The following is a 25,953-nucleotide window of genomic DNA, read 5'->3' as shown; positions in this document are numbered from 1 at the left end:
TATGACCATCAGGGTTCTGGTCGCCGAGGACCAGTCGGCCGTACGGGCGGGGCTGGTCCTCATCCTGGGCAGCGCGCCGGACATCAAGGTGGTCGGAGAGGCCGGTGACGGCGAGGAGGCCGTCCGGCTGGCCCGCGAACTGCGCCCGGATCTGGTGCTGATGGACGTCCAGATGCCCCGGCTGGACGGGGTGTCCGCGACGAGGCAGGTGGTGGCGGAGCGGCTGGCGGACGTGCTGGTGCTGACGACGTTCGACCTGGACGAGTACGTGTTCGGGGCGCTGCGGGCCGGGGCGTCGGGCTTTCTGCTGAAGGACACCGAGGCGCGCGGGCTGCTCGACGCGGTCCGCACGGTGGCGCGCGGCGAGGGCCTGATCGCCCCGTCGGTGACGCGCCGGCTGATCGCGGAGTTCGCGGGAACCACGCCGCACGGGTCGCCGGAGGGCCCCGACCGGGCGGTCCTGGACACGCTCACCCGTCGCGAGCGCGAGGTGCTCGGCTGCCTCGGGGAGGGGATGTCGAACGCGGAGATCGCGGTGCGTCTTTCGATGGCCGAGGCAACGGTGAAGACGCACGTCAGCCGGTTGCTGGGGAAGCTGGAGCTGCGCAGCAGGGTTCAGGCGGCAGTGCTGGCACAGGAGTTGGGCGTCTGAGGTTTATCCGCGCCCGACTCCGAACTTTGGTCTGGACCTCTTGACGATTGGTCCAGACCTTCCTAATCTCACCGAGCACACTGCGGTGAGCCCGCCATGACAAGGCGGGCTCAGGGCGGCGCAGGGTTTGCAGTCCACGAACCATCCCCGTTCGGCCGGACCCCACCCGAGGAGCACCGTTGAGCACTGAGACCCCCCGCCGGACCCGATTCAGATTCGGGGCCGGAAAAGCCACCAGATCCCGAGCAGTCGCGGGCCTCACCGCACTGCTCCTTCCGCTCGCCGCGATGGTCGGCCTGGCCTCCCCCGCCGAGGCCGCCACCTCCGCCACCGCCACGTACGTCAAGAAGTCCGACTGGGGCAGCGGCTTCGAGGGCCAGTGGACGGTGAAGAACACCGGAACCACCTCCCTGTCCTCCTGGACCATCGAGTGGGACTTCCCCTCCGGCACCGCGGTCGGCTCCGCCTGGGACGCCACCGTCACCAGTTCCGGAACCCACTGGACCGCCAAGAACGTCGGCTGGAACGGCACGGTCGCCCCCGGAGCCAGCGTCAGCTTCGGCTTCAACGGCACCGGCTCCGGCGCCCCCGCCGGCTGCAAGCTGAACGGCGCCTCCTGCGACGGCGGCAGCGTCCCGGGTGACAACGCACCGTCGGCACCCGGCACCCCCACCGCGAGCGCCGTCACCGACACCTCGGCGAAGCTCACCTGGAGCGCCGCCACCGACGACAACGGCGTCAAGAACTACGACGTCCTGCGGGACGGCGCCGTCGTCGCCACGGTCACCGGCACCACGTACACGAACACCGGCCTCACCGCCGGCACCGACTACTCGTACACCGTCCAGGCCCGCGACACCGCGAACCAGACCGGACCGGTCAGCGGCGCGGTCAAGGTGCACACCACCGGCGGCGGGGGCACCGACCCCGGTCCGGGCGGCGACAAGGTCAACCTCGGGTACTTCACCGAGTGGGGCGTCTACGGGCGCAACTACCACGTCAAGAACCTGGTGACGTCCGGTTCCGCGGCCAAGATCACGCACATCAACTACGCCTTCGGCAACGTCCAGGGCGGCAAGTGCACGATCGGTGACGCCTACGCCGACTACGACAAGGCCTACACCGCCGACCAGGCGGTCGACGGGGTCGCCGACACCTGGGACCAGCCGCTGCGCGGCAACTTCAACCAGCTGCGCAAGCTCAAGGCGAAGTACCCGCACATCAAGGTCATCTGGTCGTTCGGCGGCTGGACCTGGTCCGGCGGATTCGGTGCGGCGGCCCAGAACCCGGCCGCGTTCGCCCAGTCCTGCTACGACCTGGTCGAGGACCCCCGCTGGGCCGATGTCTTCGACGGCATCGACATCGACTGGGAGTACCCGAACGCCTGCGGTCTGACCTGTGACACCAGCGGCCCCGCCGCGCTGAAGAACCTCTCCTCGGCGCTGCGCACCAAGTTCGGCACGAACAACCTGGTCACTGCCGCGATCACCGCCGACGGCTCGGAGGGCGGCAAGATCGACGCCGCGGACTACGCCGGCGCCGCCGCGTACTTCGACTGGTACAACGTGATGACGTACGACTTCTTCGGCGCCTGGGCGGCCAAGGGCCCGACGGCCCCGCACTCCCCGCTGACCTCGTACAGCGGCATCCCGCAGGCCGGCTTCAACTCCGCCGACGCCATCGCCAAGCTCAAGGCCAAGGGCGTCCCCGCCAAGAAGCTGCTGCTCGGCATCGGCTTCTACGGCCGCGGCTGGACCGGCGTCACCCAGGCGGCACCGGGCGGCACGGCCACCGGCGCGGCACCGGGCACGTACGAGGCGGGCATCGAGGACTACAAGGTCCTGAAGAACAGCTGCCCCGCCACCGGCACGATCGCCGGCACGGCGTACGCGCACTGCGGCACCAACTGGTGGAGCTACGACACCCCGGCGACGATCCAGTCGAAGATGGCCTGGGCCAACGGCCAGGGCCTGGGCGGGGCGTTCTTCTGGGAGTTCAGCGGTGACACCGCGAACGGTGAACTCGTGAGTGCGATGGACAGCGGCCTCAACTAACCCCCACGAGGCAGTCGCACCCCGAAAAAGCGCCGGGGAGACAGGTCCGCCCCCTGTCTCCCCGGTTTTCGTGTGCTCTTGCGGTACAGGCCCGCGGCCTCAGGCCACGTTCACCCTCTGGCCGGGCGGTGCCGCCTCCAGCCAGGCGAGGAATCCGGTGAGGGCGTCCTCGCTCATCGCCAGCTCCAGGCGGGTCTCCCGGTGGAGACAGCCGAGCACGACGGCGTCGGAGAGGAGCGCGAGCTCCTCCTCACCCTCGGGCAGCCGGCGGGCGACCACCTCGATCGAGGAACGCTCCAGCACCCGGCGCGGGCGCGGGGAGTAGCTGAAGACCCGGAACCAGTTCACCTTGTCGCCGCTGTACCGGGCGACTCCGTACACCCAGCCCTTGCCCGAGAGATCGGGCTCCTCCGGGATGTTCCATCGCAGGCTGCAGTCGAAGGTCCCGCCGGAACGCTGAATCAGCCGCCGGCGCAGACCGAAGACGAAGAGCCCCAACAGGACCAGTGCGACGACGAGTCCGCCCACCCACAGCGCGAGGACCATCTCCACCGACCTCCTCGCGTCATCGAGTAAACGGATACCGCACGAACTTCACCTGCACCTGCATCGCCTCAGCCGCGACACGGTCTGGAGGGGTCTCCAGCACGGGCCGCGGCTGAGGGTAAAGCCGTTTCGCGGGGTGACTAGTGCACCGCCACCGCACGCAGTCGCACATCGGCGCGGCGCTCGGCAGCGCTGTCCGTGTCCGACTTCGCACGCTCGAACGCACGCTCCGCGCGCTCGACATCGATCTCGTCCGCCAGCTCGGCGATCTCCGCCAGCAGCGAGAGCTTGTCGTCGGCGAAGGAGATGAATCCACCGTGCACAGCGGCGACGACAGTGCCGCCCTCGCTCGTACGGATCGTCACCGGGCCCGATTCCAGCACACCCAGGAGCGGCTGGTGACCGGGCATGACGCCGATGTCGCCGGACGTGGTACGTGCGACAACGAGGGTGGCCTCGCCGGACCAGACACTGCGGTCCGCGGCGACCAGCTCGACATGCAGCTCAGCAGCCAAGGGTGGCTCCTCGGGTCACCACCCGGCGGTGATGCCGGGTGTTGGGTCAATTCTACGGGGCGTGGTGAGGGGGGCGGGACACACCCACCCCCCTCGGTGAGCCGGAGGCTCAGGAGACGCCGAGCTCCTTGGCGTTGGCCTTCAGGTCCTCGATGCCACCGCACATGAAGAACGCCTGCTCGGGGAAGTGGTCGTACTCCCCGTCACAGATCGCGTTGAACGCGGCGATCGACTCGTCGAGCGGAACGTCCGAACCGTCCAGGCCGGTGAACTGCTTGGCGGCGTGGGTGTTCTGCGACAGGAAGCGCTCGACGCGACGGGCACGGTGGACAACGAGCTTGTCCTCCTCGCCCAGCTCGTCGATACCGAGGATCGCGATGATGTCCTGGAGGTCCTTGTACTTCTGCAGGATCCCCTTGACGCGGCTGGCCGTGTCGTAGTGGTCCTGCGCGATGTAGCGCGGGTCCAGGATGCGGGACGTGGAGTCCAGCGGGTCCACGGCCGGGTAGATGCCCTTCTCGGAGATCGGACGGGAGAGAACCGTCGTCGCGTCGAGGTGGGCGAACGTGGTGGCCGGGGCCGGGTCGGTCAGGTCGTCCGCGGGGACGTAGATCGCCTGCATCGAGGTGATCGAGTGACCACGCGTCGAGGTGATGCGCTCCTGGAGCACACCCATCTCGTCGGCCAGGGTCGGCTGGTAACCCACTGCGGACGGCATACGGCCGAGCAGCGTGGAGACCTCGGAACCGGCCTGCGTGAAGCGGAAGATGTTGTCGATGAAGAGCAGCACGTCCTGCTTCTGCACATCGCGGAAGTACTCCGCCATGGTCAGGGCGGACAGGGCCACGCGAAGACGCGTGCCCGGCGGCTCGTCCATCTGGCCGAAGACCAGTGCGGTCTTCTCCAGAACGCCCGAGTCCGTCATCTCGTCGATGAGGTCGTTGCCCTCACGGGTGCGCTCACCGACGCCGGCGAACACCGACACACCGTCGTGCAGCTTCGCCACACGCATGATCATTTCCTGGATGAGGACCGTCTTGCCGACGCCCGCACCACCGAACAGACCGATCTTGCCGCCCTTGACGTACGGGGTCAGCAGGTCGACGACCTTCAGGCCGGTCTCGAACATCTCGGTCTTCGACTCAAGCTGGTCGAAGGCCGGGGCCTTGCGGTGGATCGGCCAGCGCTCGGTGATCTGAGCTTCGGCCTCCGGCTCGTTCAGGATCTGACCGAGGGTGTTGAACACCTTGCCCTTGGTGATGTCACCGACGGGAACGGTGATGCCCGCGCCCGTGTCGGTCACCGGGGCCTGGCGGACCAGACCGTCGGTGGGCTGCATCGAGATCGCGCGGACCACGCCGTCACCCAGGTGCTGGGCGACTTCGAGGGTCAGCAGCTTACGAGCGCCGGCCTCGGCCGGGTCGTCGACCTCGACGTGCAGGGCGTTGTAGATCTCCGGCATCGCGTCGACGGGGAACTCCACGTCGACGACCGGGCCGATGACCCGGGCGACGCGGCCCGTGGCAGCGGCCGTCTCAACTGTCGTCGTCATTACTTGTCACTCCCCGCGGACGCGTCGGCCAGCGCACCTGCACCGCCGACGATCTCGCTGATTTCCTGGGTGATTTCGGCCTGGCGGGCCGCGTTGGCAAGCCGGGAGAGGCTCTTGATCAGATCCCCGGCATTGTCGGTCGCCGACTTCATCGCGCGGCGGCGGGCAGCGTGCTCGGAAGCGGCAGCCTGCAGCAGTGCGTTGTAGATGCGGCTCTCGACGTAGCGCGGCAGGAGGGCGTCCAGGACGTCCTCCGCCGACGGCTCGAAGTCGAACAGGGGAAGGATCTCGTCCTTCTCCGTGCTCTCCTTCGCGACCTCGTCGATCGAGAGCGGCAGCATCCGGCCGTCGACCGCGTTCTGCGTCATCATCGACACGAACTCGGTGAAGACGATGTGCAGCTCGTCGACGCCGCCCTCGGCCGTGTCCTTGGTGATGGACTCGATCAGGGGCGCCGCGATCTTCTTGGCGTCCGCGTACTCCGGGCTGTCGGTGAAGCCGGTCCACGACTCCACGACCTTGCGCTCGCGGAAGCCGTAGTAGGCGACACCCTTACGGCCGACGATGTACGTGTCGACCTCCTTGCCCTCGGCCGCCAGCCGCTCCCGCAGCTTCTCCGCCGCCTTGATGGCGTTGGAGGAGTAGCCGCCGGCCAGACCGCGGTCGCTCGTGAGGAGCAGGACCGCGGCCCGGGCCGGGGACTCGGCCTCGGTGGTGAGCGGGTGCTTGGTGTTGGAGCCGGTCGCCACCGCGGTCACCGCACGGGTGAGCTCGGTCGCGTACGGCATCGACGCCGTCACCTTGCGCTGCGCCTTGACGATGCGCGAGGCGGCGATCATCTCCATCGCCTTGGTGATCTTCTTGGTCGCGGTGACGGCTTGGATGCGGCGCTTGTAAACGCGAAGCTGAGCGCCCATCGATCAGCCCTCGCCCAGGAGCTTGCCGTCCGAGGTCTCGAACTGCTGCTTGAAGGCGGCGATCGCGTCGGCGATCGACTGCAGCGTGTCGTCGGACATCTTGCCGCCCTCGGCGATGCTGGTCAGGAGGTCCTTGCGCTCGCGGCGCAGGTACTCCAGCAGCTCGCTCTCGAAGCGGCGGATGTCCTCGACCGGGACGTCGTCCATCTTGCCCGTGGTGCCGGCCCAGACGGAGACGACCTGCTCCTCCATCGGGAACGGGGCGTACTGCGGCTGCTTCAGCAGCTCGACCATGCGCTTACCGCGCTCCAGCGACGCCTTGGAGGCCGCGTCCAGGTCGGAACCGAAGGCGGCGAACGCCTCCAGCTCACGGAACTGGGCGAGGTCCACGCGCAGACGGCCGGAGACCTGCTTCATGGCCTTGTGCTGGGCGGAGCCACCGACTCGGGAGACCGAGATACCGACGTTGAGCGCCGGACGCTGACCCGCGTTGAACAGGTCGGACTCCAGGAAGCACTGGCCGTCGGTGATGGAGATGACGTTGGTCGGGATGAACGCCGACACGTCGTTCGCCTTGGTCTCGACGATCGGGAGGCCCGTCATCGAACCGGCGCCCATGTCGTCGGAGAGCTTGGCGCAACGCTCCAGCAGACGCGAGTGCAGGTAGAAGACGTCGCCCGGGTAGGCCTCGCGGCCCGGCGGACGGCGCAGCAGAAGCGACACGGCGCGGTAGGCGTCGGCCTGCTTCGAGAGGTCGTCGAAGATGATGAGGACGTGCTTGCCGTCGTACATCCAGTGCTGGCCGATGGCCGAGCCGGTGTACGGCGCCAGGTACTTGAAGCCGGCCGGGTCGGACGCCGGGGCGGCGACGATGGTCGTGTACTCGAGCGCGCCGGCCTCTTCCAGGGCACCTCGCACGGAGGCGATGGTGGAGCCCTTCTGACCGATGGCGACGTAGATGCAGCGCACCTGCTTGTTCACGTCGCCCGAGCGCCAGTTGTCGCGCTGGTTGATGATCGTGTCGACGGCCAGCGCGGTCTTACCCGTCTGACGGTCGCCGATGATCAGCTGACGCTGGCCGCGGCCGATCGGCACCATGGCGTCGACGGCCTTGTAGCCGGTCTGCATCGGCTCGTGCACCGACTTGCGGACCATGACGCCAGGGGCCTGCAGTTCGAGGGCGCGACGGCCTTCGGTCGCGATCTCGCCGAGGCCGTCGATCGGGTTGCCGAGCGGGTCGACGACGCGGCCGAGGTAACCCTCGCCGACGCCGACGGAGAGCACCTCACCGGTGCGCTGCACCGGCTGGCCCTCCTCGATTCCGCTGAACTCGCCGAGGACGATCGCACCGATCTCGCGCTCTTCGAGGTTGAGGGCGAGACCGAGGGTTCCGTCCTCGAACTTCAGCAGTTCGTTCGCCATGGCGGAGGGCAGGCCCTCCACCTTCGCGATGCCGTCGCCGGCAACGCTGACCGTTCCGACCTCCTCGCGCGAGGCCGCGTCCGGCTGGTACGACTGGACAAAGTTCTCCAGTGCGTCCCGGATCTCCTCCGGCCGGATCGTGAGCTCCGCCATCTGGGTTCCCTGCTCTCCTTGTTGGGCCCGAAGTTTCTTAAGGGGGTCTGGGGGCCGACCCCCAGGAATCTTCTGCAATTTCTGCACGGCCCAACCGGGCCGCTGGTCTTGCTCTGTTCTGTTTGGTACGTCGCGCTGCGTCAGCCGGCCATGCGACGGGTCGCCTCTTCGAGGCGCTCCGCGATGGAGCCGTTGATGACCTCGTCGCCGACCCGCACCACGATCCCGCCGAGGACCTCGGGGTCCACGTCCAGGCTCAGGTGCATCTGCCGGCCGTAGATCTTCGCCAGGGCGGCGCCGAGACGCTGCTTCTGCCGGTCACTGAGCGGCACGGCGGAGGTGACGACCGCCACCACGCGGTCCCGGCGGTCCGCGGCGAGCTTGGACAGGGACTCGAGTCCCGCTTCCAGGCTACGTCCACGGGGCTGGGTGACGAGCCGCACGACGATGCGCTCGGTGGTGGGCCGCGCCTTGCCGCCGAGCAGGCTGCGCAGCAGCTCGCCCTTGGCGGCGGGGGTCGCGGTCCGGCTGGTCAGCGCGGAGCGCAGCCCGGTGTCCGAGGCCACGATCCGGCCGAACCGGAACAGCTCGTCCTCGACGTCGTCGAGGTCTCCGCTGCGCTGGGCGGCGGTGAGGTCGGCGGTGTTCGCCAGTTCCTCGATCGAGTCGACCAGGTCACGCGACTGCGACCAGCGCGAGCGGACCATGCCGGAGACCAGGTCGAGGGCTTCGCCGCCCACCTGTCCGCCCAGCAGCCGTCCGGCCAGCTCGGCCCTGGCCTCGCCTGCCTGCGCCGGGTCGGTCAGGACCCGGCGCAGCGACACCTCGCGGTGCAGCAGCGCCGTGACGCCGGCCAGGTCCTCGGCGAGCTTCGCCGCGTCGACCGACGTGTTGTCGGTCAGCGCGTCGAGACGCTCGCGTGCGGCAGCCAGTGCCTCGCGGCTCGCGCTGTTCATCGGACTGCCTCGGCCTTCGCCTCGAGCTCGTCGAGGAAACGGTCGACGGTGCCGCTCTGCCGGGCGTGGTCCTCGAGGGACTCCCCGACGAGCTTGCCGGCCAGGGCGGTGGCGAGCGTGCCCACGTCCTGACGCAGCGCCGAAGCGGCGGCCTTGCGGTCGGCCTCGATCTGGGCGTGGCCGGCAGCGACGATCTCCTCGCGCTGCCGCTGGCCTTCCGCCCTCATTTCCTGCAGGATCACGGCGCCCTGCTCCTGCGCCTCCTGGCGCAGACGAGCGGCTTCGTGGCGGGCCTCGGCGAGCTGAGCCTTGTACTGCTCAAGAACGCTCTGGGCCTCGGTCTGGGCCGCATCGGCCTTTTCGATACCGCCTTCGATGGCCTCGCGGCGCTCTTCCAGAACCTTGTTGATGTTCGGGAGGAGCTTCTTGGCGAGGAAGCCGAAGACGATGACGAAAGCGATGAGGCCAATGACGAGCTCAGGGATCGGCGGAATGAGCGGGTTTTCCGCTTCCTCCGCCGCGAGCTGAACCAGGGGGTTCACGTCAGTGCCTTCCGTCGAATGGGCTGTTCGCGACCGGTCAGGAGGTCGGGTAGACGAACGGCATGACCAGACCGATCAGGGCGAGCGCCTCACAGAAGGCGAAGCCGAGAATCTGGTTGGCGCGGATGAGACCGGCAGCCTCGGGCTGACGGGCGAGCGCCTGGGTGCCGTTACCGAAGATGATGCCGATGCCGACGCCGGGGCCGATCGCGGCGAGGCCGTAACCGATCGAGCCGAGGTTGCCCTTGATTTCGACGCCGGCGGCGAGGGTCTGGAGAGCGGACATGCCGGTTCTTCCTTCTCTTTCAATGTCCGGTGGGGGTTGGCCACCGGGTGCTTCAGGAGGTGGGTGCTCAGTGGCCCTTGGCGAGAGCGCCCTGGATGTAGCTGCAGGCCAGCAGCACGAACACATAGGCCTGGACAGCCTGGATGAAGAGCTCGAAGGCCGTCATCACGAGGACCATCACGAACGACACGCCTGCGTACGCGAAACCGATGCCGTTGAGCAGGTACCAGCTGGCGATCGTGAAGAGCAGCAGGAGCGTGTGGCCCGCGAACATGTTGGCGAAGAGTCGGACCGCGTGCGTGAACGGCCGGACCAGCAGGTTCGAGAAGAACTCGATGGTCATCGAGAGCGGCAGGACCCCGCCGAGGGTCTTGTCGTAGCCCGTGAAGTTCTTGAAGGCTCCGACGAAACCGTGCTTCTTGAAGGTCAGGGCGACCCACAGGACGTAGACGATCCCGGCGAGAGCCGCCGGATACGCGATGATCGCCGTTACGGGGAACTGGGCAACCGGGATGATGGACCAGAGGTTCATCATCCAGATGACGAAGAACAGGGAGACCATCAGCGGGACGTACTTCTCGCCGTCGCGCTTGCCGATCGTCTCGTAGACGATGCCGCGGCGGATGAAGTCGTATCCGGCCTCGGCCACCATCTGAAGCTTGCCGGGCACCAACTTCGGCTTACGGAAGGCGGCCCAGAAGAAGCCAACGATGATGACCGAGCCGAGCAGGGCCAGCAGCATCGTCTTGTTGAAGTACAAGTTGCTGTCCGCGTCGCCCCAGAGGGGCTCGAACAGGAACGAGTGCAGGCCGGGTGCCGGGAAACCACAACCGTCGAAGATGTGGCAATCGGTCTCGAAGGCGAGCACCTGTGTCGGGTCAGCACTCACCGCGGGCTCCTTCAGCGTGGCGCATAGGTACGGCAACCTCGTTGTGTCGGCGCGGCGCGCAGCCGCGGTTCGGCACTGGACTGGTGTTTCGGATGTGTGAGCGGCAGTCAGGCATTTGAGCCTCGCGATCGAGCAGGCGTCAGCTCACATGCCCGCGCCCGCAGTGCCGCAGTTGGAACCGGACGATAGCAGGGTCGCGACCCTGCACTTATTCCGCCCCTACCCTTCACGCTGCGGACCCCGGCTTTTTGGGCTTTTCGTCCTTGTCGGACTCGGGTTCCACGTAAAGGATCTTGGCCTTCATGTGCGCACGCGCCTGTGCGCCGATCCACACGAGTGTCGTCACGACCAGAGTGATCGCGAAGGCCTTCGGGTTGAACAGCGAGGTGTTCTTGAATACGGCGACGAAGATGAACAGCAGCAGGAGTTGCGCCGTGTACAGCGCGAGACCCATCGCCTGGAAAAGGTGGGGCATGGACCGGGCGGTCCGTTGCAGGACCACCAGTCCGATCCCCATGAAGAGGATGACCACGATCGTCGCAACGATCGCGCCCAGGGCTCCCTTGCCACCGGCGACGCCAGCGCTGATCGCGGCGGCGACTGCGCCGGCGACAGCGGTGGGTACGGCGGTCTGGAGGAGAGTCCGGACGTCGTTGGACGGCATGGCGGCAGCTCCGCTTGCTGGGGGTGGGCAGTGTGTCGTCATGGACGAGCGTAGGCCCGGTCCGAGTCGAAGCCTCGGGGCCAAGGGACCGTGCTACTCAGGTCCTTCGGCTCTGTCACCGGGTTCGTGAACGGTATCACAAACTATTTGATGAGGTCTTTACCTAGAAAGTGTGCTTGCTGTCACACGTGAGAGCTAATTAACGCGTGTGAGCAAGACAACGCAACGACTTGTCTGGTATTGCCCCTTGGCGTCCGAATCAACGACGCGTCGAATCGGCCCTGCCCCGGTCCGCGAAGCGCGAACGGTGGCCGATCGCCGTCGCTCCGTTGACGCCGGACACTCCTGCGGCGATCGGGGCCCGCGGAGCGGCCTCGTGCCCATTCTGCCCCATCTGATCGTCCAGGGGCCCCTGTTGGCTCTCCGGCTCCTGTGAGGACCCCGCCCCGGGTTCCGCCTCGCGCCGGCGCCGGCGGTACCGCGGCGGCACGAAGCGCTCCGCCCATCGCGGGGCGCGCGGGGTGAACCGGGGCATCAGCAGGAGGATCAGGCCGAGCGCGCTCAGCCCCACGATCAGGAGCACGATCCACATCGACGTCGAGTGCACCGAGTAGCCGACCGCGCCGAAGGCGATCAGGGCCGACCAGAAGTACATGATCAGCACCGACCGGCTGTGCGAATGGCCGATCTCCAGCAGCCGGTGGTGCAGATGGCCGCGGTCCGCGGCGAACGGCGACTGGCCGTTCCACGTACGCCGCACGATCGCCAGGACCAGGTCCGCCGCGGGGATGGCGATGATCGTCAGCGGCAGGAGCAGCGGGATGAAGACCGGCAGCATCGCATGGGTCGCCTGCCGTTCGCTTCCCGCGAAGAGCTTCATCGCGTCCGGGTCGACCTGTCCCGTGACGGAGATCGCACCGGCGGCGAGGACCAGACCGATCAGCATCGATCCGGAGTCCCCCATGAAGATCCGCGCGGGATGCATGTTGTGCGGCAGGAAGCCGAGGCACATGCCCATCAGGATCGCCGTGAAGAGCGTCGCGGGGGCCGCGGCCTCGATCCCGTACCCGTACCAGAGCCGGTAGGTGTAGAGGAAGAGCGCGGCCGAGGCGATGCACACCATGCCGGCCGCCAGACCGTCCAGGCCGTCGACGAAGTTGACCGCGTTGATGGTGATGACGACGAGCGCGACCGTCAGCAGCGTGCCCTGCCACTGGGTGAGCGGGACCGTGCCGACACCCGGGATCGGCAGCCACAGAATCGTGAGGCCCTGGAGCACCATGACCGCCGCGGCGATCATCTGCCCGCCCAGTTTGATCAGGGCGTCGATCTCGAACTTGTCGTCCAGGACGCCGATCAGCCAGATCAGGGCCGCTCCGGAGAGCAGTGCGCGCGGTTCGTTGGAGAGCTCGAAGACACCGTCGAGGTTGGCCAGATGATCGGCGACGATGAGACCGGCACACAGCCCGCCGAACATGGCGATGCCACCGAGCCTCGGTGTCGGTTCCCGGTGGACGTCGCGCGCACGGATCGCGGGCATCGCCCCGACCGCGATGGCGAACTTACGCACCGGGCCGGTGAGCAGATACGTCACCGCGGCCGTGACACAGAGCGTCAGCAAGTAATCACGCACGGGCTGCCCCATAAATGTCGCCGGCCATCTCAGCCCACACTTTAACTACGTCGGCCTCGTGGTTGAGGACACGGAGGTCCCCGCGATGGTTGCACAGGCAGGCACCATTGCAGCTATATGGGCTATTTCACCCAGGGTAGGGCGGGTGAGCCGCCGCCATCTCCCGCACCTCCGCGAGAACATCGCCCTCCCCGCGCACCGCGGACCCCATGAGCACCGCGAGACGCGCCATGTCGGTGTCGTCCATGCCCTGGGTGGTGACGGCCGCGGTGCCGAGCCTGATGCCGCGGGCGTCCCCGTACGGCAGCGCGCAGGTGTCCAGCACCAGGCCGGCCGCGGCCAGCCGGGTCCGGGCGGTGGGGCCGTCGACGCCGAGCGGTGCCGGGTCGGCGACGATCAAGTGGGTGTCGGTGCCCCCGGTGGTGACGTCGAAGCCCTCGGCCTCCAGGCCGGCCGCCAGGACCCGGGCGTGGTTGACGACGTGGTGGGCGTACGCGGCGAAGGCGGGCGCTGCCGCCTCGCCGAACGCGACGGCCTTCGCCGCCACCGTGTGCATCTGGGCGCCGCCCTGGGTGAACGGGAAGACGGCCCGGTCGATGCGCTCCGCCAGCTCCGCGCCGCACAGGATCATGCCGCCGCGCGGCCCCCGCAGCACCTTGTGCGTGGTGGCGCAGACCACGTCCGCGTACGGCACGGGGTTCGGCGCCGCTCCCCCGGCGATCAGTCCCATCGGGTGCGCGGAGTCGGCGATGAGGTACGCGCCCACCTCGTCGCAGATCTCCCGGAACAGCTCGTGGTCGGGGTGGCGGGGATAGGAGATCGAGCCGCAGACGATCGCCTTGGGCCGGTGCGTACGGGCCAGGGTGCGGACCTGGTGGTAGTCGATCAGCCCGCTCTCGGAGTCCACTCCGTAGCCGATGAACTCGAACCAGCGGCCGGAGAAGTTGGCGGGCGAGCCGTGCGTGAGGTGGCCGCCGTACGGGAGTCCCATGGCGAGCACCGTGTCGCCGGGCCGCAGCAGCGCGGCGTACGCCGCGAGGACGGCCGAGGACCCGGAGTGGGGCTGCACGTTGGCGTGCTCGGCGCCGAAGAGCGCGGTGGCGCGGCGGATCGCGATGCGCTCGGCGGCGTCCGCCTGCTCGCAGCCGCCGTGGTGGCGGGCGCCGGGGTACCCCTCGGCGTACTTGTTGGCGAGCGGGGAGCCGAGAGCGGCCAGGACGGCGGGTGAGGTGAAGTTCTCCGCCGCGGTCAGCTGGAGGGTCTCGGACTGCCGGCGCAGCTCCCCCACCAGGACGTCGGCGATCTCCGGATCCTCCCGGAGCAGGGCGTCGAAGTCCTGCGGCAGGGCGGCGACGGCGGAGGGTGCGGCAGCAGCAGTGGTGACCGGCATCGGGGGCTCCGGGCCTGGGGACGGGTGACGCCCGGCGGTGACGTCAGCTCCAATGTAGGCCTGCCCCGGAGCCGCTGCCTGCTGTCGTGAGCCGTGGCGCACCCGCCCGGCCTATCGGAGGCCCGGCCCTCGGTCCACGGCCCTCAGAGCGGCGCGGACGGCCTTGCGGCCGTCGTTTCAGCGCGGCGCCGAGACGCCCGTCAGCGCGGTGACGACCGGGTCCAGGGCCTGGTTGATCTCGTCGCCGATCGAACGGAAGAAGGTGATGGGAGCGCCGTACGGGTCGTACACCTCGTCGGCCTCCGCGGTCGGGGCCAGCAGCCAGCCGCGCAGCGCGGCGGCCGCGCGGACCAGGGCGCGGGCGCGCTCGACGACGCCCTCGTCGCTCGCGTCGGGCAGCGTCGCGGGATCTATCGCCCGGACCAGCCGGGTGAATTCCTTGAGCGTGAAGGTGCGCAGTCCGGCGGAGTGGCCCATCGAGATGACCTGGGCCCGGTGGTCTCGGGTGGCGGTGAGCACCAGGTCGGCGCGGATCACGTGCTCGTCGAGCAGTTCGCGGCCGACGAACCCGGTGGCGTCGGCGCCGAAGTCGGCGAGGACCACCTCCGCGTTCGCCTCCATCGGGGCGCCCTCGTGCCCCCAGGTGCCCGCGCTCTCCACGATCAATCCGCCCAGGAGCGGGTCGCCCAGGCGGTCCACGAGGGCATGCCGGGTCAGCCGCTCGGTGATCGGTGAGCGGCAGACGTTGCCGGTGCTGACGTGGAGGATGCGGAAGGTGTCGGTCTGCCCCGCTATGCCACGCCCCTCAGGGGCGGTCAATTGGCCACCTCAAGGTCGGGTACCACCTTGCGCAGCTCCTCCGCGGAGAGCGCACCCGCGCGCAGCAGGACCGGCACCTTGCCGGTGACGTCGACGATCGAGGACGGGACGATGCCCGGCGTCGGGCCGCCGTCGAGGTACACGGACACGGAGTCGCCGAGCATCTCCTGGGCGGCGTCGCAGTCCTCGGGCGAGGGGTGTCCGGTGAGGTTGGCGCTGGAGACGGCCATCGGGCCGACCTCCGTGAGCAGCTCGATGGCGACCGGGTGCAGCGGCATCCGGATGGCGACGGTGCCGCGGGTGTCGCCGAGGTCCCACTGGAGCGACGGCTGGTGCTTGGCGACGAGCGTCAGCGCGCCCGGCCAGAACGCGTCCACCAGCTCCCACGCCTGCTCCGAGAAGTCGGTGACCAGGCCGTGCAGGGTGTTCGGCGAGCCGATGAGGACGGGCGAGGGCATGTTGCGGCCGCGCCCCTTGGCCTCCAGGAGGTCGCCGACGGCCTCCGAGGCGAATGCGTCCGCACCGATCCCGTACACGGTGTCGGTGGGCAGCACGACCAGTTCGCCGCGGCGGACGGCGGACGCGGCCTCGCGCAGACCCGTCGTACGGTCCGTGGCGTCGTTGCAGTCGTATCGCCGTGCCATCAGCCGGCCTCCTCAAGCATGTACGGGTAGGGGTGGTTTCCTCCGGTCACGGCATGGCCTTGCGGGCCGTGGCGAACCGGGGACGCCTGTTGAGGTCGGGGTGGTCGGCCGCGTCCGCCCAGCCCCGCTCCTCGGTGAAGATCCACGGCACCTGGCCGCCCTGGGTGTCGGCGTGCTCGATGACGACGAGGCCACCGGGACGCAGCAGACGGTGGGCGGTGCGCTCGATGCCGCGGATGGTGTCGAGGCCGTCCTCGCCGGAGAAGAGGGCCATCTCCGGGTCGTGGTCACGGGCCTCGGGGGCCACGTACTCCCATTCGGTGAGCGGGATGTACGGCGGGTTGGAGATGACCAGGTCGACCTGGCCGTCGAGCTCGGGAAGGGCCGTCAGAGCGTCTCCGCGGTGCACGGTGACCCTGGACTCCTCGGCGTTCTTCCTGGTCCATTTGAGGGCGTCCTCGGACAGCTCCACGGCGTGCACGCGCGAGCGCGGCACCTCCTGGGCCATGGCGAGGGCGATGGCACCCGATCCGGTGCACAGATCGACGATCAGCGGCTCGACGACGTCCATCGCACGGACGGCGTCTATCGCCCAGCCGACGACCGACTCGGTCTCCGGCCGGGGCACGAAGACGCCGGGTCCGACCTGGAGCTCCAGGTAGCGGAAGAAGGCGCGGCCGGTGATGTGCTGGAGCGGTTCGCGGGCCTCGCGCCGGGCGATGGTCTCCCAGTAGCGGGCGTCGAAGTCGGCGTCCGGCACGTTGTGCAGCTCGCCCCGCTTGACGCCGTGCACGAACGCGGCAAGTTCCTCCGCGTCGAATCGCGGTGAAGGGACACCGGCGTCGGCCAGCCGCTGGGTGGCCTGGGCCACCTCGGCGAGCAGCAGGTTCATCGCGGTTCTCCGTACGGGTTACGAGCGGGGCGGTGGGGCTCGGGACTCAGGGCGACCGTTACGCGGCGGCGAGCTTGGCTGCGGAGTCGGCGTCGACACAGGCCTGGATCACGGCGTCCAGGTCCCCGTCGAGCACCTGGTCCAAGTTGTACGCCTTGAAGCCGACGCGGTGGTCCGAGATGCGGTTTTCCGGGAAGTTGTAGGTACGGATCTTCTCGGACCGGTCGACGGTACGCACCTGGCTGCGGCGTACGTCGGACGCTTCCTGCTCGGCGGCTTCCTGGGCCGCGGCGAGAAGCCTCGACCGCAGGATACGCATGGCCTGCTCCTTGTTCTGGAGCTGGCTCTTCTCGTTCTGGCAGGAGGCGACGACACCGGTGGGCAGGTGCGTGATGCGGACCGCGGAGTCCGTGGTGTTGACGGACTGGCCGCCGGGGCCGGAGGAGCGGTACACGTCGATACGGAGATCGTTGGCGTGGATCTCGACGTCGACCTCCTCGGCCTCGGGCGTGACGAGCACACCGGCCGCGGAGGTGTGGATGCGGCCCTGGGACTCGGTGGAGGGCACGCGCTGCACACGGTGCACGCCGCCCTCGTACTTCATCCGGGCCCAGACGCCCTGGCCCGGCTCGGTGGCCCCGTTGCCGCCCTTGGTCTTCACGGCGACCTGGACGTCCTTGTAGCCGCCGAGCTCGGACTCGGTGGAGTCGATGATCTCGGTCTTCCAGCCCACGCGCTCGGCGTAGCGCAGGTACATGCGCAGCAGGTCGCCGGCGAACAGAGCGGACTCGTCGCCGCCCGCGCCCGCCTTGATCTCCAGGAGCACGTCCTTGTCGTCACTGGGGTCACGGGGTACGAGCAGGAGGCGGAGCTTCTCGGTGAGCTCCTCGCGCTCCTTCTCGAGGTCCTTGACCTCGGCGGCGAAGTCGGGGTCGTCGGCGGCGAACTCGCGGGCCGTCACGATGTCGTCACCGGTCTGCTTCCAGGAGCGGTACGTGGCGACGATCGGGGTCAGCTCGGCGTAGCGCTTGTTGAGCTTGCGCGCGTTGGCCTGGTCGGCGTGGACCGACGGGTCCGCGAGCTTCTTCTCGAGATCGGACTGTTCGCCGATCAGTTCCTCGACCGCCTCGAACATCTTCGGGCTCCTGGTTTCTACGATCGTCGTGCCTGCCGGCCGGCGGTTGCCTGCCGGGCGGGATACGGACTCGCCGTCGTCCCGGCCGGAAAAAAACGCCGGTCCCGACGCCCCCGGGAAGAGGGCGCCAAGGACCGGCGCAGTGGCTCGCTACTTGCTGGCGGAGCCGGCGGCCTTGCCGAAGCGGGCCTCGAAGCGGGCCACGCGGCCACCGGTGTCGAGGATCTTCTGCTTGCCCGTGTAGAACGGGTGGCACTCGGAGCAGACGTCGGCACGGATGGCGCCGTTGTCCAGGGTCGACCGGGTGGTGAACGACGCGCCACAGGTGCAGCTGACCTGCGTCTCGACGTACTGGGGGTGAATGTCGCGCTTCAAGGGTTTCTCCTAGGTTCGGGAGGGCGCCGGGTCGTACGCGCGGATTGCGCGTCCGTGAACCGGGGCCGACGTACCAGTCTGCCAGGACTGGCCGTATCTCCCAAAACGAGGGTCGGCCGCGTGCTATTCCCGTTGCCGGTCGCGGGTGGGTTCGTCACTGCACGATCTGCCCCGCGTCGCCCTTGTCGCCCGCCGACTTCTCGGTGGCGGAGGCGGGGATCGGCCGGTCGTTGAGGAGCGCCTGCCACACCTGCTTGCCGGCCTCCTCCTGCGGGATGACGCGGTTCGGGTCGGCCGGGTCGTACTCGACGGGCAGGGTCACCATGTGGACGTCGTCCGAGCCGAGCCCCTTGAGGCCGCTCGCGAAGGACGCGAGTTCCTTGACCGAGCCGAGGTCGGAGTCGGTGGTGATGGCCTTGGTCGCGGTGTCCGCGATGCCGTACAGCTTGGTGCCGTTGAGGATGCCCACGCTCTTGGCCTGTTTCATCAGCGCCTTGATGAACGCCTGCTGGAGCTGGATGCGGCCGAGGTCGCTGCCGTCGCCGACGCTCTTGCGGGTGCGGACGAGGCCGAGCGACTGTTCGCCGTCGAGCGTGTGGGTGCCGGGTTCGAGGTTCAGATGGCTCTTGGAGTCGTTGATCGCCTGCTTGGTGGTGATCTCGACGCCGCCGAGCTTGTCGATCAGGTGCTTGAAGCCGGTGAAGTCCACCTCGATGTAGTGGTCCATGCGGATCCCGGACATCGACTCGACGGTTTTGACCGCGCAGGCCGGTCCGCCGACCTCGTACGCCGTGTTGAACATCGCCCGCTGCTCCCCGGCGACGGCCTGTCCGCTCTCGTCGCCGGTGCACTCGGGCCGGGTGACGAGGGTGTCGCGCGGGATGGAGACGACGCTCGCCGTCCTGTGGCCCTTGTTGACGTGCACGACCATCGCGGTGTCCGAGCGGGCGCCGCCCTGGTCCTCGCCGTACTGCGCGTTGGCGCCGGAACGGGAGTCCGAACCGAGCACGAGGATGTCCTCGGAGCCGTTGTCGACGTTGTCGGGGCGGTCCTTGCCCAGCGCGTTGTTGATGTCGACGGCCTTGAGATTGCCGTTGAGGTGGAAGTAGGCGTAGCCGAGACCGGATCCGCCGACGACGACGAGGCCGGCCAGGCTCCACGCGGCTATGACGGTCGCCCTGCGGCGGCGGGACGGCTTCCTCCGGCGCTTGCCGGTGGCCCGTATTCGGCTGCTGCTCCCGCTCTGGTCGCTCATCCGTCTCCTCGTTGCTCGGCCGGCTCCCGGCTACCCCCTGCGATGGTGTGCGGGTCTGTATGCCGCTTTGTCGCCCAGGGCGTCACACGTGGTGTCGCTCTTGGTCACGACGCGGCGGCGACAAGAAGGGTTGCACAGGCTTCTGTGACCTCCGGGCGGGCCCGGGGCCGGCTCACGGAGTGCGGGAACAGCCGGTCACCCGGCGCTCACCTGCGGTTTCTTGCCTGCTACAGGCAACGGGACGTGGCCGTGGGGCCCACCGGCCGTGTGGCGAAGGTCTCGGGGCGGCAACGGCACAGGGCCGCCCCCGGCACCGAAGTGGCGGGGGCGGCCCTGTGCACTGCCGACGGGCTACGACTAGTCGTTGTTGCCCGGGGCCGGCGTCGTCTTCTGGATCTGGAGCAGGAACTCCGCGTTGGACTGGGTCTTCTTCATCCGGTCCAGGAGGAGCTCGATCGCCTGCTGCTGGTCCAGCGCGTGGAGCACCCGGCGCAGCTTCCAGACAATCGCCAACTCGTCACTGCCGAGCAGGATTTCTTCCTTACGGGTGCTGGACGCGTCGACGTCCACCGCCGGGAAGATGCGCTTGTCGGAGAGCTTGCGGTCGAGCTTGAGCTCCATGTTGCCGGTGCCCTTGAACTCCTCGAAGATCACCTCGTCCATGCGCGAGCCGGTCTCGACGAGCGCGGTGGCCAGGATGGTCAGCGAGCCGCCGTCCTCGATGTTGCGCGCCGCACCGAAGAAGCGCTTCGGCGGGTAGAGCGCGGTCGAGTCGACACCACCGGACAGGATGCGTCCGGAGGCCGGGGCGGCGAGGTTGTACGCGCGTCCCAGACGGGTGATCGAGTCCAGCAGGACGACCACGTCGTGGCCCAGCTCGACGAGACGCTTGGCGCGCTCGATGGCCAGCTCGGCGACGGTGGTGTGGTCCTCGGCCGGACGGTCGAAGGTCGAGGAGATGACCTCGCCCTTCACCGACCGCTGCATGTCGGTGACCTCTTCCGGACGCTCGTCGACCAGGACGACCATCAGGTGGCACTCGGGGCTGTTGACCGTGATCGCGTTGGCGATCGCCTGGAGGATCATGGTCTTACCGGTCTTCGGCGGGGCCACGATCAGGCCTCGCTGGCCCTTGCCGATGGGCGCGACCAGGTCGATGATCCGCGTCGTCAGGATGTTGGAGTCGGTCTCCAGACGGAGCCGGTCCTGCGGGTAGAGCGGCGTCAGCTTCTGGAACTCCGGGCGGCCGCGGCCGGTTTCGGGCGCCATGCCGTTGACCGAGTCGAGGCGGACCAGCGCGTTGAACTTCTCGCGGCGCTCGCCGTCCTTGGGCTGGCGCACGGCACCGGTGACGTGGTCACCCTTGCGCAGGCCGTTCTTGCGGACCTGGGCGAGCGAGACGTACACGTCGTTCGGGCCCGGCAGGTAGCCGGAGGTCCGGATGAACGCGTAGTTGTCGAGGATGTCCAGGATGCCCGCGACGGGGATCAGGACGTCGTCGTCGGTGACCGGCGGTGCGTCGCTCGCGAAGTCGTCGCGGCCACGACGGCCGCGGCGGTCGCGGTAGCGGCCCCGGCGGCCACGACGGCCGCCCTCGTCGTCGAAGTCGTCCTGCGGTCCGCCGCCGCCCTGCTGGCCCTGGTTCTGGCCCTGGCCGCCGCCCTGACCGCCCTGGCCGCCCTGACGCTGACGCTGGCCGCCCTGGCCGCCGCCCTGTTCGTCGCCCTTGCCGCGACGGTCGCGCTGACGCTCACGGCGCTCGCCGCGTTCGCCCCGCTCACCGCGCTGGCCGCGGTCCTGGCGGTCGCCACGACGGCCTTCGGCGTTGTCCGCGGCGGCTTCGGCCTTGGACTCGGAACGGTCCTCGGCAGGGGCCTCGTGCTTCGGCTCGTCCTGCGTGCGGTCCTTGGCCTGCGCCTTGGTGTCCGGGCTGCCCGCCTGCGCGGTCGCACGCCGCCGACGACGCTCGCCCGTGGGCTGGTCGTCACTGGCCGGCTGACCGGGGATGTCGATCTGCTGCTGGGCGGTGGCCTTCTCGGCGGGTGCGGCGGCCGGGGTCTCGTCCCCGGCGCCGGTGCGCGCCTTGGAGGTGGCCCGGCGCTTCGGCTTGGTCTCCGCCTCTTCGGCGGGGGCCGCGGCGGCCTTGGCCTTGGGCGCGGAGGAGCCGCCGGCCTGGGTCTCCTTGATGACCTCGATCAGCTGGCTCTTGCGCATCCGCGCAGTGCCCTTGATCCCGAGGCCGGACGCGACCTGCTGCAGCTCGGCCAGGACCATGCCGTCAAGGCCGGTGCCGGAGCGGCGGCGCCGTGCGGTGGTGCCAGTGGCAGCACCTTCGGCAGGCGCGGCACTGTCGACGCTCTTGTCGGCAGTCACGCCCATCAGATCGGTGGTGTCGCTCACGAAGGGTCCTTCCCTGGAGCGGACGTCGGCCTTCTGGCTCGGCGACCGGTTGTGCTGTCCGACTGCGGTCTTCGGTGCGGACCGTGCCGGGGCGGTGGTCCGCCGGATAGGTACGGCGGAGAGATGAAGGTGTGCAATGGGCCCGGCGCGAGCATCCCCCTGCTCGGCCCACTCCTGGACAAGCGAGGGGTGTCGTGCCGGTTCCGGAGCGTGCTCGAAACTGCTCAGGCAGGCTGCTCAGGCAGTTGGGGAGGCTCCCGGAAGAAAAGGTGGTCCCGGAAAGGGACACGAAGCAACGCGCCACATAGACGTCGATTGCAGACTTGAGGTTAACACTACCGGCTCCAACAAACATTCCCCCTCTCACTCACCGGCAATCACTTCTCGCTAAGGCGCGAGCGGCAGCACGCTCGCACCCTGGGCGTCGAGAGCGAGCCGGTTGGCCGCCCATCCCTCGCCCGCCAGCCGTGCGACCTTGTCGGCCGCACCGTCCTCGGCCAGCGCCAGCACGGTCGGCCCGGCACCGGAGATCACCGCGGGTACGCCGTCGGCGCGCAGCCGGTTGACGAGTTCCACGCTCTGCGGCATCGCCGGTGCGCGGTACTCCTGGTGCAGCCGGTCCTCGGTGGCCGTGAGCAGCAGCTCGGGGCGCCTGGTCAGGGCCTCGACGAGCAGCGCGGCGCGGCCGGCGTTGAAGGCGGCGTCGACGTGCGGGACGGTACGCGGCAGCAGTCCGCGGGCGGTCTCGGTGAGCACCGGCTTGCCGGGAACGAAAACCACCGGAACGATGGAATCTGCGGGATCCATCCTGATGGCGCGGGCCGATCCGCCGTCCATCCACGCGAGCGTGAATCCGCCCAGCAGGCAGGCCGCGACGTTGTCGGGGTGACCCTCGATCTCGGTGGCGAGCTCCAGCAGGGCCGCGTCGTCGAGCCGGGCGTCACCGCCGGTCGTCACGGCGCGGGCGGCGACGATGCCGGCGCAGATGGCGGCGGAGGAGGAGCCGAGGCCGCGGCCGTGCGGAATGCGGTTGGCGCAGACGATCTCCAGCCCGCGGGGCTGTCCGCCGAGCAGGTCGAAGGCCGTGCGCAGGGAGCGTACGAGCAGGTGCTTCTCGTCGCGGGGCAGCGTGTCCGCGCCCTCTCCGGCGATGTCGATGTGCAGCCCGGAGTCGGCGACCCGGACGACCACGTCGTCGTAGAGGCCCAGCGACAGGCCGAGGGCGTCGAAACCCGGGCCCAGGTTGGCGCTGGTCGCGGGGACGCGCACCCGGACGGCGGCGGCTCGGAAGGCGGGACCGGCCATCGCTCTGACGACTCTCCTTGTGAGGCGGCGGGGAATGCGAGGAGCTGCGGGGTCTTTCGGGGCTCTCGCGGCTCTTCGGGTTCTGCTTCTGTGCGGCTCTTCGTTCTGCTTCTGTGCTGCTCTTCGGGATTCTGCGGGGTTCGGGGATTTCCGGGGTGGGGATTCTTCCGGACGCTTGCGGCGGGTACGGCCCTGATCCCGGGAGTGAACCGACGGCCGCAACGGCCCGAGCACCCCGGCTCATACGGCGGGGCGGGTTGGGTACAGCTTATCGAAGGAAGGTTCTGTCGCGACATAGGGCGCACAGGAGGCGCACGATGCGTGTCGCACCCCTTCGATGCGCTCTCTGCCCCTAAAAGAGGCGTTTGAGCTGGCTTTCTGATGAGCCGTTGCCACGGCCGCACCCGGGGTCCGTCGTCCGGTCCGGGGGTGCGGCCGCCCTGTGGCGGGGTACGGCTACGCGAGGCCCAGCTTCTCGGCGGCGGTGACCGCGTCGACCGGGACGGTGACCGGCTGGGGGGCGCCGGCGACGGCCCAGTCCGGGTCCTTCAGACCGTTGCCGGTGACGGTGCAGACGATCTTCTGGCCGGGGTCGACCTTGCCCTCTTCGGCGGCCTTGAGCAGACCGGCGACGGACGCGGCCGACGCGGGCTCCACGAAGACGCCCTCCTGCGAGGCCAACAGTCGGTAGGCCGACAGGATCTGGCGGTCCGTCACCTCGTCGATGAAGCCGCCCGACTCGTCCCGCGCGTTGAGCGCGAACTGCCAGGAGGCCGGGTTGCCGATCCGGATCGCGGTGGCGATCGTCGAGGGGTCCTTGACGATCTCGCCGCGCACGATGGGAGCGGAGCCGGAGGCCTGGAAGCCCCACATCCGCGGCTTGTGCGTGGACAGGCCGTCCCCGGCGTACTCCGTGTATCCCTTCCAGTACGCGGTGATGTTGCCCGCGTTGCCGACCGGGAGGACATGGATGTCCGGGGCGTCGCCGAGCGCGTCGACGATCTCGAAGGCGGCGGTCTTCTGGCCCTCGATACGCACCGGGTTGACCGAATTGACCAGCGCCACGGGGTAGTTGTCCGAGAGCTGGCGGGCCAGCGTCAGGCAGTCGTCGAAGTTTCCGTCGACCTGGAGGATCTTGGCGCCGTGGACGAGCGCCTGGCCCATCTTGCCGAGTGCGATCTTGCCCTGGGGCACGAGGACGGCGCAGACCATTCCGGCCCGTACCGCGTACGCGGCGGCGGAGGCGGAGGTGTTGCCGGTGGAGGCGCAGATGACGGCCTGCGCACCCTCCTCCTTGGCCCGGGTGATGGCCATCGTCATACCGCGGTCCTTGAAGGACCCGGTGGGGTTGGCGCCCTCGACCTTGAGGTGCACCTCGCAGCCCGTGCGCTCGGAGAGGACCTGAGCGGGAACGAGCGGCGTACTGCCCTCACGGAGCGTGACGACGGGCGTCGTGCTCGTGACCGGAAGACGGTCCCGGTACTCCTCGATGATGCCGCGCCACTGGTGGGTGCCCTTGGTGGTCATGGGTCCTTACTCCCCTTCAACACGCATGATGCTGGCGACACCGCGCACGGTGTCGAGCTTGCGCAGCGCCTCGACGGTCCCGGAAAGGGCGGCGTCGGGCGCGCGGTGGGTGACGACGACGAGGGAGGCCTCGCCGCCGCCCTGTTCGATGCCGGCCTCGTCGCCGCTGCTCGAATTCCGGCTTTTCTGGCGGACCGTATCGATCGATACGCCCTGCTCGGCGAAGACCGTCGCGACCTGGGCGAGTACGCCAGGCTTGTCGGCCACGTCGAGGCTGATGTGGTACCGCGTGACGACGTCGCCCATGGGGCTCACCGGCAGACGCGTGTACGCGGACTCTCCGGGCCCGGGGGCCTCGTTGAGTTTGTTGCGGCAGACCGCGACGAGGTCGCCGAGGACCGCGGAGGCGGTCGGTGCGCCACCGGCGCCGGGGCCGTAGAACATCAACTGCCCGGCGGCCTCGGCCTCGACGAACACCGCGTTGTACGCCTCGCGGACGGAGGCCAGGGGGTGGCTGAGCGGGATCATCGCGGGGTGCACGCGGGCCGTGACCGACTGCCCGTCGGCGGCCCGCTCGCAGATGGCGAGGAGCTTGACGGTGCAGCCCATGCGGCGGGCGGAGGCGATGTCCGCGGCGGTGACCTCGGTGATGCCCTCGCGGTGCACGTCGCCGATCCTCACCCGGGTGTGGAAGGCGATTCCGGCGAGGATCGCGGCCTTGGCGGCGGCGTCGAAGCCCTCGACGTCGGCGGTCGGGTCCGCCTCGGCGTAACCGAGGGCGGTGGCCTCGTCGAGCGCCTCGGAGTATCCGGCGCCACTCGTGTCCATCTTGTCGAGGATGAAGTTCGTGGTGCCGTTGACGATGCCGAGGACCCGGTTGACCTTGTCGCCGGCGAGGGACTCGCGCAGCGGTCGTACGAGCGGAATGGCGCCGGCCACGGCGGCCTCGTAGTAGAGGTCCCGGCCGTGCTGCTCGGCGGCGGCGTGCAGGGCGGCGCCGTCCTCGGCGAGCAGTGCCTTGTTGGCGGAGACGACGCTCGCGCCGTGCTCGAAGGCGGTGGTGATGAGCGTGCGGGCCGGCTCGATGCCCCCGATGACCTCGATGACGACGTCGATGTCGCCCCGTTTGACCAGGGCCGTCGCGTCGGTCGTGATCAGCGCGGGGTCGATGCCCTCGCGGACCTTGGAGGGCCGGCGCACGGCGACACCGGCGAGCTCCACCGGTGCGCCGATGCGCGCGGCGAGGTCGTCGGCGTGCGTCGTCATGATGCGGGCCACCTCTGAGCCGACCACTCCACAGCCCAGCAGCGCCACCTTCAGCGGACGCGTACGCATCATCCGACCTCGTTTCCTTTACATCTGGTGTGTGAACCAGTCTCACTCACCGGACGGGGGTTTCCGCCACCCGTCCGGATCCTGAGATGTTTGGT

24 protein-coding genes are annotated in these 25,953 nt (G+C 69.2%); 2 read left to right on the top strand and 22 right to left on the bottom strand.

Annotation, left to right across the window (positions count from 1 at the left end; translation table 11 throughout):
- Nucleotide 1 precedes the first annotated feature (1 nt).
- On the top strand, nucleotides 2-652 hold the full coding sequence (locus OG446_RS26525) for a response regulator transcription factor (RefSeq protein WP_328896376.1): 651 nt from the start codon (nucleotides 2-4) through the stop codon (nucleotides 650-652).
- Nucleotides 653-831: 179 nt separating this feature from the next.
- Complete coding sequence (locus tag OG446_RS26520) at nucleotides 832-2,706, top strand: glycoside hydrolase family 18 chitinase (protein WP_328896375.1); 1,875 nt, start codon at nucleotides 832-834, stop codon at nucleotides 2,704-2,706.
- Between the two features lie 99 nt (nucleotides 2,707-2,805).
- Here the strand turns inward: OG446_RS26520 and OG446_RS26515 are convergent, their stop codons facing one another.
- From OG446_RS26515 to OG446_RS26410, 22 genes are all read right to left on the bottom strand, one after another.
- Entirely contained in the window at nucleotides 2,806-3,252 is a 447-nt protein-coding gene (locus OG446_RS26515) for a DUF2550 domain-containing protein (protein WP_328898422.1), read from the bottom strand.
- A gap of 140 nt (nucleotides 3,253-3,392) precedes the next feature.
- Nucleotides 3,393-3,767, bottom strand: coding sequence for a F0F1 ATP synthase subunit epsilon (locus OG446_RS26510; RefSeq protein WP_148020742.1), 375 nt, complete (start codon nucleotides 3,765-3,767; stop codon nucleotides 3,393-3,395).
- Nucleotides 3,768-3,876: 109 nt separating this feature from the next.
- On the bottom strand, nucleotides 3,877-5,319 hold the full coding sequence (atpD, locus tag OG446_RS26505) for a F0F1 ATP synthase subunit beta (RefSeq protein ID WP_328896374.1): 1,443 nt from the start codon (nucleotides 5,317-5,319) through the stop codon (nucleotides 3,877-3,879).
- Nucleotides 5,319-6,236, bottom strand: a complete 918-nt coding sequence (locus OG446_RS26500) for a F0F1 ATP synthase subunit gamma (RefSeq protein WP_328896373.1) — start codon at nucleotides 6,234-6,236, stop codon at nucleotides 5,319-5,321. Before OG446_RS26500 ends, atpD begins: the two co-directional genes overlap by 1 nt.
- Before the next feature lie 3 nt (nucleotides 6,237-6,239).
- Nucleotides 6,240-7,811 (bottom strand): F0F1 ATP synthase subunit alpha, encoded by a 1,572-nt coding sequence (atpA, locus tag OG446_RS26495; protein ID WP_136328755.1) that lies wholly within the window; start codon nucleotides 7,809-7,811, stop codon nucleotides 6,240-6,242.
- Between the two features lie 140 nt (nucleotides 7,812-7,951).
- Complete coding sequence (locus tag OG446_RS26490; RefSeq protein ID WP_328896372.1) at nucleotides 7,952-8,767, bottom strand: F0F1 ATP synthase subunit delta; 816 nt, start codon at nucleotides 8,765-8,767, stop codon at nucleotides 7,952-7,954.
- Nucleotides 8,764-9,309, bottom strand: coding sequence for a F0F1 ATP synthase subunit B (locus OG446_RS26485; RefSeq protein WP_148020739.1), 546 nt, complete (start codon nucleotides 9,307-9,309; stop codon nucleotides 8,764-8,766). Before OG446_RS26485 ends, OG446_RS26490 begins: the two co-directional genes overlap by 4 nt.
- A 37-nt stretch (nucleotides 9,310-9,346) precedes the next feature.
- Complete coding sequence (atpE, locus tag OG446_RS26480; RefSeq protein WP_018102636.1) at nucleotides 9,347-9,595, bottom strand: ATP synthase F0 subunit C; 249 nt, start codon at nucleotides 9,593-9,595, stop codon at nucleotides 9,347-9,349.
- A gap of 67 nt (nucleotides 9,596-9,662) precedes the next feature.
- Nucleotides 9,663-10,484 carry a F0F1 ATP synthase subunit A gene (gene atpB, locus OG446_RS26475; RefSeq protein WP_328896371.1) on the bottom strand — a complete coding sequence of 274 codons (822 nt, stop codon included), beginning with the start codon at nucleotides 10,482-10,484 and terminating at the stop codon, nucleotides 9,663-9,665.
- Nucleotides 10,485-10,710: 226 nt separating this feature from the next.
- Nucleotides 10,711-11,148, bottom strand: coding sequence for a hypothetical protein (locus OG446_RS26470; RefSeq protein WP_327708806.1), 438 nt, complete (start codon nucleotides 11,146-11,148; stop codon nucleotides 10,711-10,713).
- Between the two features lie 259 nt (nucleotides 11,149-11,407).
- The gene (locus tag OG446_RS26465) at nucleotides 11,408-12,793 is read right to left on the bottom strand and encodes an MraY family glycosyltransferase (protein WP_328896370.1); all 1,386 of its coding nucleotides are present in this window, start codon (nucleotides 12,791-12,793) and stop codon (nucleotides 11,408-11,410) included.
- A gap of 115 nt (nucleotides 12,794-12,908) precedes the next feature.
- Nucleotides 12,909-14,171 (bottom strand): serine hydroxymethyltransferase, encoded by a 1,263-nt coding sequence (gene glyA, locus OG446_RS26460; RefSeq protein WP_328896369.1) that lies wholly within the window; start codon nucleotides 14,169-14,171, stop codon nucleotides 12,909-12,911.
- Nucleotides 14,172-14,348: 177 nt separating this feature from the next.
- Complete coding sequence (locus OG446_RS26455) at nucleotides 14,349-14,990, bottom strand: arsenate reductase/protein-tyrosine-phosphatase family protein (RefSeq protein WP_328896368.1); 642 nt, start codon at nucleotides 14,988-14,990, stop codon at nucleotides 14,349-14,351.
- A complete protein-coding gene (locus OG446_RS26450; protein WP_328896367.1) occupies nucleotides 14,987-15,634 on the bottom strand; it encodes an L-threonylcarbamoyladenylate synthase in 648 nt (215 codons plus the stop codon). The genes OG446_RS26455 and OG446_RS26450 overlap by 4 nt, the downstream gene beginning before the upstream one ends.
- Nucleotides 15,635-15,680: 46 nt before the next feature.
- On the bottom strand, nucleotides 15,681-16,526 hold the full coding sequence (gene prmC / locus OG446_RS26445; protein ID WP_148020732.1) for a peptide chain release factor N(5)-glutamine methyltransferase: 846 nt from the start codon (nucleotides 16,524-16,526) through the stop codon (nucleotides 15,681-15,683).
- Between the two features lie 58 nt (nucleotides 16,527-16,584).
- Nucleotides 16,585-17,661: a peptide chain release factor 1 gene (gene prfA, locus OG446_RS26440; RefSeq protein ID WP_219570455.1), complete on the bottom strand. Its 1,077-nt coding sequence runs from the start codon at nucleotides 17,659-17,661 to the stop codon at nucleotides 16,585-16,587.
- Between the two features lie 150 nt (nucleotides 17,662-17,811).
- Nucleotides 17,812-18,036, bottom strand: coding sequence for a 50S ribosomal protein L31 (gene rpmE / locus OG446_RS26435; RefSeq protein ID WP_326657941.1), 225 nt, complete (start codon nucleotides 18,034-18,036; stop codon nucleotides 17,812-17,814).
- 154 nt (nucleotides 18,037-18,190) lie between these two features.
- Nucleotides 18,191-19,291, bottom strand: coding sequence for an LCP family protein (locus OG446_RS26430; protein WP_328896366.1), 1,101 nt, complete (start codon nucleotides 19,289-19,291; stop codon nucleotides 18,191-18,193).
- A 357-nt stretch (nucleotides 19,292-19,648) separates the two neighbouring features.
- Nucleotides 19,649-21,691 carry a transcription termination factor Rho gene (gene rho, locus OG446_RS26425; RefSeq protein ID WP_328896365.1) on the bottom strand — a complete coding sequence of 681 codons (2,043 nt, stop codon included), beginning with the start codon at nucleotides 21,689-21,691 and terminating at the stop codon, nucleotides 19,649-19,651.
- A 387-nt stretch (nucleotides 21,692-22,078) separates the two neighbouring features.
- Nucleotides 22,079-22,996, bottom strand: coding sequence for a homoserine kinase (thrB, locus tag OG446_RS26420; protein ID WP_326657944.1), 918 nt, complete (start codon nucleotides 22,994-22,996; stop codon nucleotides 22,079-22,081).
- A 456-nt stretch (nucleotides 22,997-23,452) separates the two neighbouring features.
- On the bottom strand, nucleotides 23,453-24,523 hold the full coding sequence (gene thrC, locus OG446_RS26415; protein WP_328896364.1) for a threonine synthase: 1,071 nt from the start codon (nucleotides 24,521-24,523) through the stop codon (nucleotides 23,453-23,455).
- A gap of 6 nt (nucleotides 24,524-24,529) precedes the next feature.
- Nucleotides 24,530-25,861 carry a homoserine dehydrogenase gene (locus OG446_RS26410; protein ID WP_328896363.1) on the bottom strand — a complete coding sequence of 444 codons (1,332 nt, stop codon included), beginning with the start codon at nucleotides 25,859-25,861 and terminating at the stop codon, nucleotides 24,530-24,532.
- Between the last annotated feature and the right edge of the window lie 92 nt (nucleotides 25,862-25,953).

The organism is Streptomyces sp. NBC_00236 (assembly GCF_036195045.1).
In the GTDB taxonomy this organism is placed as follows: Bacteria; Actinomycetota; Actinomycetes; order Streptomycetales; family Streptomycetaceae; genus Streptomyces.
This window is presented reverse-complemented; position numbering and strand designations above follow the sequence as displayed.

Coding starts and splice junctions, on each gene's coding strand:
- OG446_RS26525 (WP_328896376.1), top strand. CDS start 2: ATGACCATCAGGGTTCTGGTCGCCGAGGACCAGTCGGCCGTACGGGCG.
- OG446_RS26515 (WP_328898422.1), bottom strand. CDS start 3,252: ATGGTCCTCGCGCTGTGGGTGGGCGGACTCGTCGTCGCACTGGTCCTG.
- atpD (WP_328896374.1), bottom strand. CDS start 5,319: ATGACGACGACAGTTGAGACGGCCGCTGCCACGGGCCGCGTCGCCCGG.
- OG446_RS26500 (WP_328896373.1), bottom strand. CDS start 6,236: ATGGGCGCTCAGCTTCGCGTTTACAAGCGCCGCATCCAAGCCGTCACC.
- atpA (WP_136328755.1), bottom strand. CDS start 7,811: ATGGCGGAGCTCACGATCCGGCCGGAGGAGATCCGGGACGCACTGGAG.
- OG446_RS26490 (WP_328896372.1), bottom strand. CDS start 8,767: ATGAACAGCGCGAGCCGCGAGGCACTGGCTGCCGCACGCGAGCGTCTC.
- atpE (WP_018102636.1), bottom strand. CDS start 9,595: ATGTCCGCTCTCCAGACCCTCGCCGCCGGCGTCGAAATCAAGGGCAAC.
- OG446_RS26470 (WP_327708806.1), bottom strand. CDS start 11,148: ATGCCGTCCAACGACGTCCGGACTCTCCTCCAGACCGCCGTACCCACC.
- OG446_RS26465 (WP_328896370.1), bottom strand. CDS start 12,793: ATGGGGCAGCCCGTGCGTGATTACTTGCTGACGCTCTGTGTCACGGCC.
- glyA (WP_328896369.1), bottom strand. CDS start 14,171: ATGCCGGTCACCACTGCTGCTGCCGCACCCTCCGCCGTCGCCGCCCTG.
- OG446_RS26450 (WP_328896367.1), bottom strand. CDS start 15,634: ATGGCACGGCGATACGACTGCAACGACGCCACGGACCGTACGACGGGT.
- prmC (WP_148020732.1), bottom strand. CDS start 16,526: ATGAACCTGCTGCTCGCCGAGGTGGCCCAGGCCACCCAGCGGCTGGCC.
- prfA (WP_219570455.1), bottom strand. CDS start 17,661: ATGTTCGAGGCGGTCGAGGAACTGATCGGCGAACAGTCCGATCTCGAG.
- OG446_RS26430 (WP_328896366.1), bottom strand. CDS start 19,291: ATGAGCGACCAGAGCGGGAGCAGCAGCCGAATACGGGCCACCGGCAAG.
- thrB (WP_326657944.1), bottom strand. CDS start 22,996: ATGGCCGGTCCCGCCTTCCGAGCCGCCGCCGTCCGGGTGCGCGTCCCC.
- thrC (WP_328896364.1), bottom strand. CDS start 24,523: ATGACCACCAAGGGCACCCACCAGTGGCGCGGCATCATCGAGGAGTAC.
- OG446_RS26410 (WP_328896363.1), bottom strand. CDS start 25,861: ATGATGCGTACGCGTCCGCTGAAGGTGGCGCTGCTGGGCTGTGGAGTG.